The sequence below is a fragment of the Klebsiella sp. Shm-1 genome, from assembly GCF_040804525.1.
GTDB classification, from domain to species: Bacteria; Pseudomonadota; Gammaproteobacteria; order Enterobacterales; family Enterobacteriaceae; genus Klebsiella; species Klebsiella pneumoniae.
Genome location: NZ_CP161823.1, coordinates 641,532 through 655,362, shown reverse-complemented (window position 1 = coordinate 655,362; position 13,831 = coordinate 641,532). Strand labels below are relative to the sequence as shown.

The window sequence follows — 13,831 nt, the reverse complement described above, 5'->3', positions numbered from 1 at the left end:
AGCCCCCGACAGCCGCGCAGAGGCGCAGCGGCAATAATATAAGTACGCCCTCGCTTTAAATGTCGACAGCCCGTCTGCCGACACCAATCAAACGAATTAAGTGTGGATACCGTCTTATGGAGCAAAACCCGCAGTCACAGCTGAAGCTTCTTGTCCAACGTGGTAAGGAGCAAGGCTATCTGACCTATGCCGAGGTCAATGACCATCTGCCGGAAGATATCGTCGATTCCGATCAGATCGAAGACATCATCCAAATGATCAACGACATGGGTATTCAGGTGATGGAAGAAGCACCGGATGCCGATGATCTGATGCTTGCCGAAAACACCGCGGATGAAGATGCTGCCGAAGCCGCCGCGCAGGTGCTCTCCAGCGTGGAATCCGAAATCGGGCGCACGACCGACCCGGTGCGTATGTACATGCGTGAAATGGGTACCGTAGAGCTGCTGACCCGTGAAGGCGAAATTGACATCGCCAAACGCATCGAAGACGGCATCAATCAGGTGCAGTGCTCCGTTGCCGAATATCCGGAAGCGATCACCTACCTGCTTGAGCAGTACGACCGCGTTGAAGCGGAAGAAGCCCGTCTGTCCGATCTGATCACCGGTTTCGTCGATCCGAACGCCGAAGAAGATATGGCGCCAACCGCCACCCACGTTGGCTCCGAGCTGTCTCAGGAAGAGATGGATGACGACGAAGACGAAGACGAAGATGAAGACGCCGACGACAACAGCGATGACGACAACAGCATCGACCCAGAGCTGGCCCGTGAGAAATTCGCCGAGCTGCGTACCCAGTACGAGCTGACGCGCGACACCATCAAAGCCAAAGGTCGTAGCCATGCCGCCGCCCAGGAAGAGATCCTGAAGCTGTCTGAAGTCTTCAAGCAGTTCCGCCTGGTGCCGAAGCAGTTCGATTACCTGGTCAACAGCATGCGCAGCATGATGGATCGCGTTCGTACTCAGGAACGTATCATCATGAAGCTGTGCGTTGAGCAGTGCAAAATGCCGAAGAAAAACTTCATCACCCTGTTCACCGGCAACGAAACCAGCGAAACCTGGTTCAACGCCGCGGTGGCAATGAACAAGCCGTGGTCTGAGAAGCTGCTGGAAGTGAAAGAAGATGTGCAGCGCGGCCTGCAGAAGCTGCAGCAGATTGAAGAAGAGACCGGCCTGACCATCGAGCAGGTTAAAGATATCAACCGTCGCATGTCCATCGGCGAAGCGAAAGCCCGTCGTGCGAAGAAAGAGATGGTTGAAGCGAACCTGCGTCTGGTTATCTCTATCGCCAAGAAATACACCAACCGCGGTCTGCAGTTCCTCGACCTGATTCAGGAAGGCAACATCGGTCTGATGAAAGCGGTCGATAAGTTCGAATACCGTCGCGGCTACAAGTTCTCGACCTACGCCACCTGGTGGATCCGTCAGGCCATCACCCGCTCTATCGCGGATCAGGCGCGCACCATCCGTATTCCGGTGCATATGATTGAGACAATTAACAAGCTCAACCGTATCTCCCGTCAGATGCTGCAGGAGATGGGCCGTGAACCGACCCCGGAAGAGCTGGCTGAGCGTATGCTGATGCCGGAAGACAAAATCCGTAAAGTGCTGAAGATCGCCAAAGAGCCTATCTCCATGGAAACGCCGATCGGCGACGATGAAGATTCGCATCTGGGGGATTTCATCGAGGATACCACCCTCGAGCTGCCGCTGGATTCTGCGACCACCGAGAGCCTGCGCGCGGCAACGCATGACGTGCTGGCCGGCCTCACCGCTCGTGAAGCGAAAGTGCTGCGTATGCGTTTCGGTATCGACATGAACACCGACCACACGCTGGAAGAAGTGGGTAAACAGTTCGACGTTACCCGCGAACGTATCCGTCAGATCGAAGCGAAGGCGCTGCGTAAACTGCGCCACCCGAGCCGTTCTGAAGTGCTGCGTAGCTTCCTCGACGATTAATCGTCGCGGGGCATCGTCTACAGCCTGTTAAAAAGCTCCCTGCGGGGAGCTTTTTTTATGGCGTTCAGGTGGCCATCCCGGGAAAGTCGCCTCTCTCCGCTACTGGCCGCGGGTTGCCAGGGCATCGTCCAGTTCACGATAGGCCGCCACCAGCTTATCGAGCGTCGCCCGGTTTAAGCCGCTGGGATTAGGCAGCACCCACACCTGGGTCGTCCCGATGGTCATGGCCTGTTTCCCCCACTTCGCGCCGCGCTGGTTAAAGGCCAGCTCGAAGGCCTGCTTGCCGAGCACCGCCAGCGCCTGCGGCTGATACTCTTCAATTTTCCGCACCAGCTCACGGCCGCCGCTGCGCAGCTCCTGCAAGGCGACCTCGCTGGCCTGCACCGTCGGACGCTCTACCAGCATGGTGATGCCGCAGCGCGTATCCAGCAGCTGCAGCTCCTCTTCCGGCCTGAGCTGCCGATCGGTGAACCCGGCCTGATGGATGACCTTCCAGAAGCGATTGCCAGGATGGGCAAAATGAAAGCCGGTATGGGCGGAGGACTTCCCCGGGTTGATACCGCAAAAGACAACGCGCAGGCCCGGCGCAAGGATATCGCTAATCATGTTTTCTCCGGCTGTATGGCTAAAACATGATTATAAAGGATTGAAAATGCATTGTTTATAAAAACAGCAGCTGCGCGCTTTACGCTGGATTGCAATCGCCAGTTACTTTATAATCCCTCGCCACGGCCCCTTAGCTCAGTGGTTAGAGCAGGCGACTCATAATCGCTTGGTCGTTGGTTCAAACCCAACAGGGGCCACCAAATTTTAGATTTAAAATCATATAATTAAGCCACTCGAAAGAGTGGCTTTTTTGTTCCTGAATTTAAAATGGCACCACAAACCGCTGAGCAGCGCGCATGGCTTAGCGTGTTGTCGCTATCCCATTAAGAGGATAAAAAGTCCGTTATAACGCAGGGAAAATTTGCGCTTACGCTAAAACAGATAGCATTCTGCCTTAGCAAAATATTGCTCAGTGCATCTCGGGCAGCCCATAACCGCCGCACTCCTGTTGACTTCTGTCTAACTACGCAACGTAGTCTTGAAATATCTTTCATTCCTGCAATGCTGGAATTCATACTACTCACGATAAATGTAACAACACAGGTCAATTTCCGAAAAATAACCATAGCCTGCGCCAGCTGATCGAAATCAACGCGTTCCTCCCCCCGCTCTTATATATAACCCGCTGACTTACAAAAAGGATGAAATGATGAAAATACGGGATATATCAATCAGTACCTGTCTGGCACTGTTATTAATGGGTTGCGTAGCTAAACCACCCATGACGACGGAAAATGAAAGAGGCCGCCGCGTTTGCTTTTAATGTCGATGCTTCGCAGGTGACAATTTCCGATGCGAGGCAGCAGGATGTGAAAACCAACTTTGTGGCCACCATCGGCAAAACCAGCCATCGCTGCTATGTGACGAAGGCCGCCGAGCCGAAGCTTTACGGGCTGATCCCGCTGGGCGGCGGTAGCACCGTCTCGAATGCCATCTGCGCCGGCGCCAACCCGACGCTAGCGAGCAAAACCTGCGACGCCCTGTCGCAAAAAGCAGGCCGCTGCTGAGCCTTTGCGCAGAAGAAGGCCGCTAACTGCGCATTTAGTCACTTTTTCTGCGGTTTTACCGCGGTCGCTTAGTTCAGTGACCGCACCTGCTGATAAGAATTGAGCCGTTCCCGCAGCGAGGTGAGCCAGACATCCGGCTCCTGACGGCAGATTTCGGTGAGGATCGGCGTCAGCACCAGCTCGGCTTCATGGAAGTCGGTCCACTCCGGCGGCTCCAGTGAAAAAGGATCGTTCATCAGCCAAATCACCATCGGCGTCCAGGCGCGCGGATCCAGTTGCAGATAATCCTGACAGCGCATCATATCTCGGGTCCGCGCCTCATCGGGGACGACATCCTTTCCCACCGCGGCGCTACTCATTGCCAGTACTGTTATTCCTGCCAGCAGATGTTTCCAAACCCATTTTCGCCAGAAGGCGCGTTTTTCTTTCGCCATTGTTATTATTTTACCTGCCAGTTGTCGCCGGACGATATTCCCGAGAACTCACCTTAATAAGAGCAGATTAATCGTTTGCATTTTTTTTAACAGCAGACCGCGCTGAAGCAAGTGAACGCCCGTTCCTACAGCTGTCATCCAGCTATGCAAATATATTCGTCTGGCTCAGCTCCACAATATTTCCCTGGCCCAAAACGATTTGTGTTACAATTACGCCTTATAACGGCATCGATAAAAATAACCCCCGCCGCACCTGCACCAGGCATCGCCCTTCTTTTTTCATATCAGGATTTACGCCCCCATGAATGCGATAATCATTGACGATCATCCATTGGCACGTATCGCCATTCGCAACCTTCTCGACAGCAACGGTATTACCGTCGCGGCAGAGCTCGACAGCGGCGCTCATGCCGTGCAGACCGCGGAAAGCATGCAGCCTGACCTGCTCATCGTCGACGTCGATATTCCGGAGCTCAGCGGTATCGAGGTGCTGGAGCAGCTGCGCAAACGCCGCTACCAGGGAACAATCATCATCATTTCCGCTAAGAATGAACTGTTCTACGGCAAACGCAGCGCCGACTGCGGAGCAAATGGTTTTGTGAGTAAAAAAGAGGGAATGAATAATATCCTCGCCGCAATCGAGGCAGCCAATAATGGCTACAGCTATTTCCCCTTTTCACTGGAACGCTTCTGCACCCACGGCATCACCGATCAGGACCGGCTGGATACGCTGTCAACGCAGGAGATGAAGGTGTTCCGCTATATTCTCAGCGGCGTCGACTACACCACCATCGGCAGCAAAATGAATATCAGCAATAAAACGGTAAGTACCTATAAGGTCCGTCTGATGGATAAATTAGGCTGCAGCACCCTGCTTGAGCTATATGACTTTGCGCAACGCAATAAAATAGGGTGATGGCATGGCGGTTCGTCTTATTTTATCCGTCGTTGTCGGGCTGGCGCTGAGCCTCTCGCCTGCCGCGTATGCCATGAAACAACTGGAGCTGAAGAGTCATTCTCATATCGCGGCGATCGATATCCCGCTTAGCGGTAAGGAGAAAGCATGGCTGGCGGCGCAGCCTACGCTGACCGTCGGGACCTGGCTTCCCGAGAGGACGCCCATCGTCTACGACGGCGACGAGAAAAGTTATCAGGGCATTAACGCCGACTATCTGGCGCTGATGGCGCACAGCCTCGGACTGAAGGTGATTATCCGCCAGTATGACACCGAGCAGCAGGCGCTCACCGCCCTGGCCGACCGCCAGGTGGATACCCTGCTCACTCAGGTGGCGCACCGGGATGCGCTCGCCCCGGGCCTGGATCAATCCGCGCCGCTGCTTAAAACCTGGCCGACGCTGGTCACCTCGCTGAAATCCCCTCTGCCGCCGCTGACCACTGACCGCCGCGTCACGCTGGCCTGCACCCGCGATTGCGCTTTTTTCGATATTATTCAGCAGGCGTTTCCCAACGCCAAAATCACCCTTTATGATAGCGACTATCAGGCTCTCGCCTCGGTGGTCAGCGGCGAGAATCAGTATTTTATCGGCAACAACATCACCACTGGCCACTGCATCTCGAAATATTTCTCGCAATCGCTGGTTATCGCGCACTATTTTCGTCAGCAGGAGCAACACAACCGCTTTGTCACCCGTGACGATCGGCCAGAGCTGCATCAACTCTTCGACCGTTTTATCCATGCCGTCGACAGCGACACCGCGATGCGGATCATGCAAAACTGGCTCAACCGTGGCGATCTGTCGTTTCTCAATACCCCGCTTACCTTTAGCCCCGAAGAGCAGCGCTGGCTGCAGAAGCATCGTCGCGTCCGCCTGCTGGTGAACCCCTATTTTCCGCCATTTACCCTGGTGGATAACGAGGATGAACTGCGCGGCATCATGGCCGATATGCTGAATATTGTCTCACTCCAGACCGGCCTGCAGTTTGACCCCATTCTGGTGCGCAACCGTCAGGCTCTGGCAAAGCGCATGGAAAAAGAGGACTGGGCGATCATGCCCGCCGCCACCCTGACCCCACAGCCGCAGGCCTACGTCACCCTCAGCGATCCGCTCATTAACGTGGCCTTTGTGCTGGTCGCCCGCGGCAGCGCCCCCGACCAGCATCTGCTGACGCGCTCGGCACGGATCGCCCTGCCGGTCGGGCCTATCGCCGCCCATGATCTGAAAGCGCGTTTTCCGCTGATTAACTGGGTGGAAACGGATAACGTTGGCGTCGCCATGAAGATGGTAGAGGAAGGCGAAGTGGATGCCGCCGTAGCCTCGGAGCTTTCCGCCCGCTATATGATCGACCACTACTATCCACAGGGTCTGCACTACACCCGCATTGATGGACTCCCCGTCGCGGCCATTCGGCTGGCCATCCCGCGCGATGAACCGGTGCTGGCCGCCATTCTTAACAAAGCGCTGCAGGTTATTCCGCCACGGGATATTCTGCAGATGACCGAGAAGTGGTCGAAAATCTCCAGTCAGCAAATAGAGAACTGGAGCCAGTACAGCCGCCAGTTTTACCAGCTGATCGCCTTTGCGCTGGTGCTGATCGCCATCAGCCTCGGCTGGGGACTCTCCCTGTGTCGGGAAGTGCGCAAACGTAAAGACTCCCAGCAGCGGCTCGAGGAGGAGCTGGCGCAGAAGGAGGCCCTCTCCTGTGCGCTGGAGCGCGAAAAAGACAAAGCGATTCAGGCGACAAAAGCCAAGAGCCGCTTTCTGGCCAGCATGAGCCACGAGCTGCGCACGCCGGTGAGCGCCATCGTCGGCTTTCTGGAGCTGCTGGCGAAACCTGAGCTGAACGTCGGCCAGCGTAAAGAGGCGATCGAGCTGGCGGGGTCGACGGCGCAAACCCTGCTGGGACTTATCGGCAATATTCTTGATATCGACAAGATTGAATCGGGAAAATACCAGGTTACCCCGCAGTGGAGCGATGTCGCACAGTTAGTGTCGCAGCAGTGTCATACCTTCGACGCGCTGGCGCAGCAAAAGGGCATCGATCTGCACTACCATAACGCGCTGCAGGAAGGGACCATGCTGTGGGTCGACCCGCAGGCGCTACGGCAAATCCTCAATAATCTCATCGGCAATGCGCTGAAGTTTACCGTCGAAGGCGCAATTCAGGTCTCCTGCCGGCTGACGCCGGCGAATGAGACACAGGGAGAGCTGGCCCTCATGGTTAGCGACAGCGGCTGCGGGATCAGTGAAGCAGAGCAGGCCACCCTCTTCCACCGCTATGCCCAGGCGCGCCAGGGACGCCAGCAGACCGGCTCCGGACTGGGGCTGGTCATTTGCAAAGAGCTGGTTGCGCTGATGCAGGGTCGCCTGGAGATGGTCAGCCGTCCGGGCGTGGGGACCACTTTCACCATCACGCTGCCGGTCAAGGCGAGCCGCTGCGCGATCCACGCGCCGCAGGCGTCGCCCGCCAGACCGCAGGCTCTACCCGGGCTGGCGATACTGATAGCGGACGATCACCCCACCAACCGGCTACTGCTCAAGCGCCAGCTCAGCACTATCGGCTATAGCGTCGATGAAGCCTGCGACGGTGAAGAGGCAGAGAATAAGCTCGCCAGCAAACATTACGATCTGCTGATAACAGACCTCAATATGCCGAAGAAAGATGGCCTGGCGCTGGCGGCCTCGCTACGCCGTCGCTATCCGGGCCTGGTAATTTGGGGCGTGACTGCCAGCGCGCTGCCGCAGTCGCGGGAGGCGTGTCTGGCCAGCGGCATGAATATGTGTCTGTTTAAGCCGGTGTCGGTCCAGACGCTGAGTCATGAGCTCAGCCGTTTAGCGGTGGGCCGCGCATCACCTCACGCTACCCGGCACCTGAAGCTCAGCGTGCTGAGCGAGAATACGGGGGGAGACCAGGCGCTGATGAATGAGATGCTGGAGACGTTCCGCGATGCGTCGGCCGCGGATTTACAGGCTGCCGGACAGGCAATCGCCCGGCATGAGCCGCAGATTTTTCTGCGGGCGCTGCACCGTCTGCACGGTTCAGCACAAATTCTGGGGATTACTGCGCTACAACAACTGTGCGTCCCTTTTGAGGCAAAGCGGCCTGATTCGCTGACGCCGGCAAGCTGTCTGGAGGTGGTACAGCGCATCACCGGCGTCATGCGCGAGATCGATGGCGAAATCGACGCCCTGATCGGCCGCTAGCCGTTCCGCTCGGGCAGTCCGCCTGCCCGAGCGTTAAGGGGACATCCTTGTCAGTTTTTTCCTCTGCGCTCTCTCAGGGTGGAACAAGTATCAGTTGCCTGCCACCAGCATCTCGCTATCCACCACAATGCCCTCTTCAGCGCCCTTCAGCACCAGATTCGCTTCGTAATATTTACCGGCTTTCAGCAGTTCTTGCGCCTGCGCTACCGCCTTACGGGTCTGGTTAAGCGGCATCAGATACTGGTTCTCAATCACGCCAATACCGGCCAGGCGCAGGGTATCGATAGCTCCTTTCTGATCGCCTTTCGCCAGCTTTTCGTTGGCGGATTGGATAGCGCTCTCTTTTTCCGGCGTGGCCACATAGTCTTCAGACAGGGCGATAGAGGCGTTAATGATCACATAGCGATCGGCGATCATTTTGGCTTTAGCATCAGTTTTCACAAACTTCGCCCAGCTGGCATCATCGGCGGCCAGCAGCGCGGCGGCGTCGTCTGTCAGTTTTTTGGCGCTATCCGGCTGGCCATGGAACAGCGCCAGACGGGCGAACTGGATGTCGCGCATCGCATTCGCGCCCTGCACCGCCACCTGCAGCACATCGGCGGCTTCTTTCTGTACCTGCGTCGTGGCTGCCGCGGCTGGCGCTGCCGTCGCGCTATCTGTTGCCCATACCGGAGAGGTACTCATCATGGTTGCCAGCAGGCTCGCCAGAATGACTTTTTTCATCGTTGACTCCTGATTAAAATCGGTAAGCATCACCAAACGCAGCCAGCTTAAAAAATATCGTGGGCATTGAGAATCAGAGCCCGGAAGTAATATTGCGGGCCTGGTCTGACAGCTGTCAGACCAGGCGTATAAAGTGGCCTCGGCGCTCTTATTTACGCCTGCCGATCGCGCGGCCTACTATTTTCCTCAGACCTTTCTTTTGGCCCGCTGAATAAACCCTCACGCTTTTTATTCAGCGTCAGGCCGCCAACCGGGATCTGCGGAGCAATTATGTTTATGTTTAGCCATTACACCTTAAATGCGTTTAGCCCACGCGTCTTCATTCGATATAAACGGCATGCCTGCCTGATGGCGGTATTGCTGTTTATCTGCGGAGCCTGTTGTCTGGCCTGGCCGTTGGTCGCCGGCTGGTATCTCGCCACAGTAACCGGCATGTTATTGATGATCTGCGGCTTCTATTCGCTGTACAGCCTGATTGTCTTCCGCCAGCAGCACTGGAAATCACGCCTGGTGGCGCTGATCTTCGCCATCGCCTGGATCGTGCTCGGCCTGAGCTTTGTGGTCAATCCTCTCAACGGTATGAGCAGTCTGGCCATTTTATTTGGCTTTTTATTTGTTCTCGGCGGTATTTCCCGCATCGTTAACGGATGTCAAACCCGCAAACAAAGCGGCGCTGGCTGGAATATTTTTATCGGCCTGTTGGATTTACTTATCGCTTGCCTGTGGCTGGCCATGAACCCGCAGCAAAGCTGGTTATTTATTACCGCCTTTATCGGCGTTGAAATGATATTTAGCGCCATCGGCTTGTTGGTCCTGCGCAATAAAATGAAGCACGCTCAGGCTTAAGCCCTATTTTGACACTGGAGAAGAAAATGAATTTACCTAAAGCACTCGTATTGACCGTGGCGGCTACCACATTCTGTCTGATGACCAGCCCGGCGTTCGCGGTTGAGGAAACCACGCCGCAGAATATGACCTGTCAGGAATTTATGGATATGAACCCAAAAAGCATGACCCCGGTGGCCTTCTGGGTAGTGAATCGCAACACCGACTTTAGCGGCGGCGACTATGTTGACTGGCATGAAGTCGAGACCGTTTCGGTACCGAAAATGCTGCAGGAGTGCCACAAGAACCCCGCCGCTAAACTTGGCGATCTCAGCGCGGTCATCAAAAAATAATCCCCCCCCCCGGCATCAGGCCGGGGAAACCCGCCGCGCTGCGGCGGGTCCCGCTTTACTCATCGATACCGCATTCGCACGGCAGATGGCGGCCGATAAGCTTGCGATACAAAAACGCCCCGATAATCGCCCCCACCACCGGCGCCAGCAGCGGCACCAGAAAGTAAGGGATCGCCAGCCCACCGGTAAAGGCGATCGAGCCCCACCCGGCCAGACTGGTAAACAGTTTTGGGCCGAAGTCGCGCGCCGGATTCAGCGCAAAGCCGGTTAGCGGCCCCATCGACGCGCCGATCACGGCGATCAGCAAGCCAATCAGCAACGGCGCCAGCGGCCCGCGCGGAATTCCGTTGCCGTCGTCGGTCAGGGCCATGATCATCGCCATCAGGATTGCCGTGATGGTGGTCTCCACGGCAAACGCTTGTATAAAAGTGATATGTGGATGCGGGTACGTGGAAAAGACCCCGGCCAGGTTAAGACTGGCGGCAGTGCCGCGCACGATATGCTGACTCTGTTCAAGATCGAGAAACAGCTGGCGATAGAGCCCATACACCAGCGCGGCGGCGCAGAAGGCCCCGGCCGTCTGGGCAACAATAAACGGCAGCACCTTGCGGCGTTCAAAACAGGCGAACAGCCACAGGGCAATGGTCACCGCCGGATTAAGGTGCGCGCCGGAGACACCGGCCGTCAGGTAGATGGCCATGGCGACGCCAAGGCCCCAGATAATACTGATCTCCCACTGACCAAAGCTGGCCCCGGCGACCCGCAGCGCAGCGACGCAGCCCGCGCCGAAGAAAATGAGCAATCCGGTGCCAAGAAACTCGGCCACGCACTGCCCGGTTAAGGTAGAAGTCTGGTTCATTATCGGCATCCTGAAATAGCACGTTAAAGAGAGAGGCTGGCGCGAGCGCCCGTTTAATTCGCCTGACCGGCCAGTAGCAGCCCGGTGGCGACCGCATTGCGCGGCCCTTCTGTTCCCCGAATATTGCCCTGCCCGGCGACCACGCCATAGTGCGACAAGGCTTCCGTGATAAGCTGCGGGATCTCAAAGTCCAGCGATGAGCCGCCCACCAGCACCACAAAGGCGATATCGCGAATGGAACCGCCGGGTGAGACCTGGCGCAGCGCGCGCAGGCAGTTGGTGACAAACACTTTCTCTTTCGCCTGCCGGCGCACGAGACGAATTTTTTCCAGCGGGCTGGCGTTATCGATCGGCACCAGTTCGCCCTCCTTGATGTACACCACTTTGGCGAACACCGCCGGGCTGAGGGCTTCCCGAAAGAACTCCACCGCGCCATTCTCGTGACGAATACTGAACAGGCTTTCCACTTTGGCCAGCGGGTACTTTTTTATCGCTTCCGCCAGCGAAAGATCCTCGAGGCCCAGCTCGGTTTTAATCAACAGGCTGACCATATTCCCCGCCCCGGCGAGATGGACCGCCGTTATCTGCCCCTCCGCGTTGACGATCGCCGCATCCGTCGAGCCGGCGCCGAGATCGAGGATCGCCAGCGGCGCCGCACAGCCGGGAGTGGTTAACGCCCCGGCGATGGCCATGTTGGCCTCCACGCCGCCCACCACCACCTCGGTCTGCAGTCGGGCGCTCAGTTCGCGGGCGATAACCTGCATTTGCAGACGATCCGCTTTCACCATCGCCGCCATCCCGACGGCATTTTCCATGGCGCACTCACCGGCCATCCCGCCCTGCACCTTGCGCGGAATAAACGTATCCACCGCCAGCAGATCCTGGATGTATATCGCGCTCATCTCATGGCCGGTCAGGGACGCCATTACCTTGCGCACCCGCTCAAGCATGCCGCCGGCGTGAGTGCCCGGTTCGCCGCGGATGTCGCGTACCGGAGCGCAGGCGCTCATCGCCTGCATGATGGCTTCCGCGCCCTCGGCGACATCGGCCTCTCCGCGGCGCTTTTCGCCGCTAATGTAGAGGTTGCCCGCCGGGATCACCCGCGACTGCACATCCCCCTGCGGGGTCTTGAGCACCACCGCTGAACGGTTGCCAATCAGGGCGCGGGCGATGGGGACGATGGCCTGGGTCTCTTCCGGGCTTAGCCCGAAGAAGGTGGCGATCCCGTAGGGATTCGACAGGATCCGCACCACCTGGCCCGGCGCGGCCACTTCCACCGCCGCCATCACCCCCTCGGGGACCTGCTCCAGCAGCGTCACTTCATCTACCACCGGCAGGGTTTTACGCAGGCGGTTGTTCACCAGCACGCCGTCGTCCTTTTTGAGGATCGCCGCCACCACGTTGATCCCCCGGTCGAGCGCCTCATTGAGCCACCACACGGCGTCAAGGAAATCGACGGCGTCGTCAATCAGTACGATCCACCCCTCGGCATACTGCGCCGCCGGCAGCGTCGCCAGCCGCCCGAGGGCGATAGTCGTCCCCACGCCAACGCCCACCCCGCCCGGCGTCTGCGGGTTATGACCGATCATGGTCGATTCGGTGATAATGGTCTCGGTGATGGTCTCCATCGCCACATCGCCAATCACCGGCGCGGCTTCGTTAAGATAGATGCGAGAGACATCGCTCATCGACCACGGTGTTTTCGCCAGGGCCTGCTCCAGCGCGGCGAGGGTCCCGGCGATATTGTCCCGCGTCCCTTTCATGCCCGTCGTCGCGACGATCCCGCTGGCAACAAACGCCCTCGCCTGCGGGTCGTCGGACGCCAGCGCCACCTCGGTGGTGGCGTTGCCGATATCAATCCCGGCTATTAACGGCATGCTGACCTCCGCTTAGCTTCCTTTACGCAGCTTATGCCGCTGCTGATACACTTCCGCCGACTCCCGGACAAAGGCGGCATTCACTGTCGCATGCCAGGTGTGCTCCAGCTCGTCGGCGATCGCCAGCAGCTCCGCCTGCGAGGAGCGGAAGGGGCGCAGCGCGTTATAGATAGCCAGAATGCGCTCGTCAGGAATGGCGATAAGCTCCGCCGCGCGGCGGAAATTGCGCGCCACCGCATGGCGCTGCATCTGCTCGGCAATCTGCGCCTGGTACTCAAGGGTCTGGCGGGAGATCCGCACATCCTGCGGGCCCACCTCGCCAGAGAGCACCTTCTCGAGGGTAATATCGGTCAATGGTTTACCGGTAGGCGTCAGGATATGCTCCGGGCAGCGGGTGGCTAACGGATAATCCTGCACGCGCATGGTTTTCTCGCTCATGGTCACTCCCTTACTAAGTCGACGTGCAGGGTGACGGGCTCGGCGTCCTGCACCACATGCTTGGTCTCTTTGATATGAAATAGCGCGGCTTTGGCCATAAATTTCGGCCGCACCATCTGGTCGTTCACCACCGGCACCGGCGAAGGTGACTCTTTGCGCGCATAGCGCGCGGCGTTTTTGCCAATCTGCCGGTAGGTCTCCAGCGTCAGCAGCGGCGCCTGGGAGAACAGCTCCAGGTTGCTGAGCGGCAGCAGATCGCGCTGATGGATGACCGTGGTCCCCTTCGACTGGATACCGATGCCGATCCCCGAGCCGCTCAGGTTGGCCGCATCCCAGGCCATAAAGGAGACGTCGGACGTGCGCAGAATGCGCACCACCCGGGCGTGAAGCCCCTCTTCTTCCACCCCGGCAATCAGCTCTTTGAGGATCGCGCCATGGGGCATATCGATCAGAGTGTGATGCTGGTGTTTATCGAAGGCAGGGCCGACGCCGATCACCACTTCATCGGCGCGTTCATCGGCAGAAGCTACCCCGCCCTCGCGGGTTTTCAGGGTAAAAGAGGGCTGAATTTGGGTTGTCTGTTGCACA

The 13,831-nt window shown here is 57.7% G+C and carries 13 protein-coding genes and 1 tRNA gene; 7 read left to right on the top strand and 7 right to left on the bottom strand.

All coding sequences use genetic code 11. The annotated features are described in order from the left end of the window. The first annotated feature begins 116 nt into the window (after nt 1-116). Nucleotides 117-1,958, top strand: a complete 1,842-nt coding sequence (gene rpoD / locus AB1E37_RS03220) for an RNA polymerase sigma factor RpoD (protein ID WP_004174339.1) — start codon at nt 117-119, stop codon at nt 1,956-1,958. A gap of 99 nt (nt 1,959-2,057) precedes the next feature. Here the strand turns inward: rpoD and mug are convergent, their stop codons facing one another. Beyond that, on the bottom strand, nt 2,058-2,564 hold the full coding sequence (gene mug / locus AB1E37_RS03215; RefSeq protein ID WP_002917636.1) for a G/U mismatch-specific DNA glycosylase: 507 nt from the start codon (nt 2,562-2,564) through the stop codon (nt 2,058-2,060). A gap of 124 nt (nt 2,565-2,688) precedes the next feature. On the opposite strand from mug, the gene AB1E37_RS03210 reads away from it, so the two are divergent. Both AB1E37_RS03210 and AB1E37_RS03205 read left to right on the top strand, forming a co-directional pair. Then, nucleotides 2,689-2,764: transfer RNA gene (locus AB1E37_RS03210), tRNA-Ile, on the top strand. A 534-nt stretch (nt 2,765-3,298) separates the two neighbouring features. Continuing rightward, nucleotides 3,299-3,571, top strand: a complete 273-nt coding sequence (locus AB1E37_RS03205) for a hypothetical protein (protein WP_020802055.1) — start codon at nt 3,299-3,301, stop codon at nt 3,569-3,571. Nucleotides 3,572-3,639: 68 nt separating this feature from the next. On the opposite strand, the gene AB1E37_RS03200 is transcribed toward AB1E37_RS03205, so the two are convergent. Continuing rightward, complete coding sequence (locus tag AB1E37_RS03200) at nt 3,640-4,005, bottom strand: HdeA/HdeB family chaperone (RefSeq protein ID WP_004900718.1); 366 nt, start codon at nt 4,003-4,005, stop codon at nt 3,640-3,642. Between the two features lie 301 nt (nt 4,006-4,306). Between AB1E37_RS03200 and evgA the strand changes: the two genes are divergently transcribed. Continuing rightward, nucleotides 4,307-4,921, top strand: coding sequence for an acid-sensing system DNA-binding response regulator EvgA (gene evgA / locus AB1E37_RS03195; RefSeq protein WP_004900721.1), 615 nt, complete (start codon nt 4,307-4,309; stop codon nt 4,919-4,921). Nucleotides 4,922-4,925: 4 nt separating this feature from the next. Beyond that, entirely contained in the window at nt 4,926-8,168 is a 3,243-nt protein-coding gene (locus AB1E37_RS03190) for a transporter substrate-binding domain-containing protein (RefSeq protein ID WP_032448127.1), read from the top strand. A gap of 90 nt (nt 8,169-8,258) precedes the next feature. On the opposite strand, the gene AB1E37_RS03185 is transcribed toward AB1E37_RS03190, so the two are convergent. Then, complete coding sequence (locus tag AB1E37_RS03185; RefSeq protein ID WP_004144810.1) at nt 8,259-8,921, bottom strand: YfdX family protein; 663 nt, start codon at nt 8,919-8,921, stop codon at nt 8,259-8,261. 240 nt (nt 8,922-9,161) lie between these two features. On the opposite strand from AB1E37_RS03185, the gene AB1E37_RS03180 reads away from it, so the two are divergent. Both AB1E37_RS03180 and hdeB read left to right on the top strand, forming a co-directional pair. Beyond that, nucleotides 9,162-9,737: an HdeD family acid-resistance protein gene (locus tag AB1E37_RS03180; RefSeq protein WP_002917651.1), complete on the top strand. Its 576-nt coding sequence runs from the start codon at nt 9,162-9,164 to the stop codon at nt 9,735-9,737. A gap of 26 nt (nt 9,738-9,763) precedes the next feature. Then, on the top strand, nt 9,764-10,069 hold the full coding sequence (hdeB, locus tag AB1E37_RS03175) for an acid-activated periplasmic chaperone HdeB (protein ID WP_002917655.1): 306 nt from the start codon (nt 9,764-9,766) through the stop codon (nt 10,067-10,069). 55 nt (nt 10,070-10,124) lie between these two features. On the opposite strand, the gene AB1E37_RS03170 is transcribed toward hdeB, so the two are convergent. From AB1E37_RS03170 to AB1E37_RS03155, 4 genes are read right to left on the bottom strand one after another with little or no spacing between them, the layout of a single operon-like run. Next, nucleotides 10,125-10,928 carry an MIP/aquaporin family protein gene (locus AB1E37_RS03170; protein ID WP_002917658.1) on the bottom strand — a complete coding sequence of 268 codons (804 nt, stop codon included), beginning with the start codon at nt 10,926-10,928 and terminating at the stop codon, nt 10,125-10,127. Nucleotides 10,929-10,981: 53 nt separating this feature from the next. Then, nucleotides 10,982-12,805, bottom strand: a complete 1,824-nt coding sequence (locus AB1E37_RS03165) for a diol dehydratase reactivase subunit alpha (RefSeq protein ID WP_002917661.1) — start codon at nt 12,803-12,805, stop codon at nt 10,982-10,984. A 12-nt stretch (nt 12,806-12,817) separates the two neighbouring features. Further along, complete coding sequence (locus AB1E37_RS03160; RefSeq protein ID WP_002917670.1) at nt 12,818-13,243, bottom strand: glycerol dehydratase small subunit DhaB3; 426 nt, start codon at nt 13,241-13,243, stop codon at nt 12,818-12,820. Between the two features lie 2 nt (nt 13,244-13,245). Then, nucleotides 13,246-13,830: a propanediol/glycerol family dehydratase medium subunit gene (locus tag AB1E37_RS03155; protein WP_002917672.1), complete on the bottom strand. Its 585-nt coding sequence runs from the start codon at nt 13,828-13,830 to the stop codon at nt 13,246-13,248. Nucleotide 13,831: the final 1 nt, after the last annotated feature.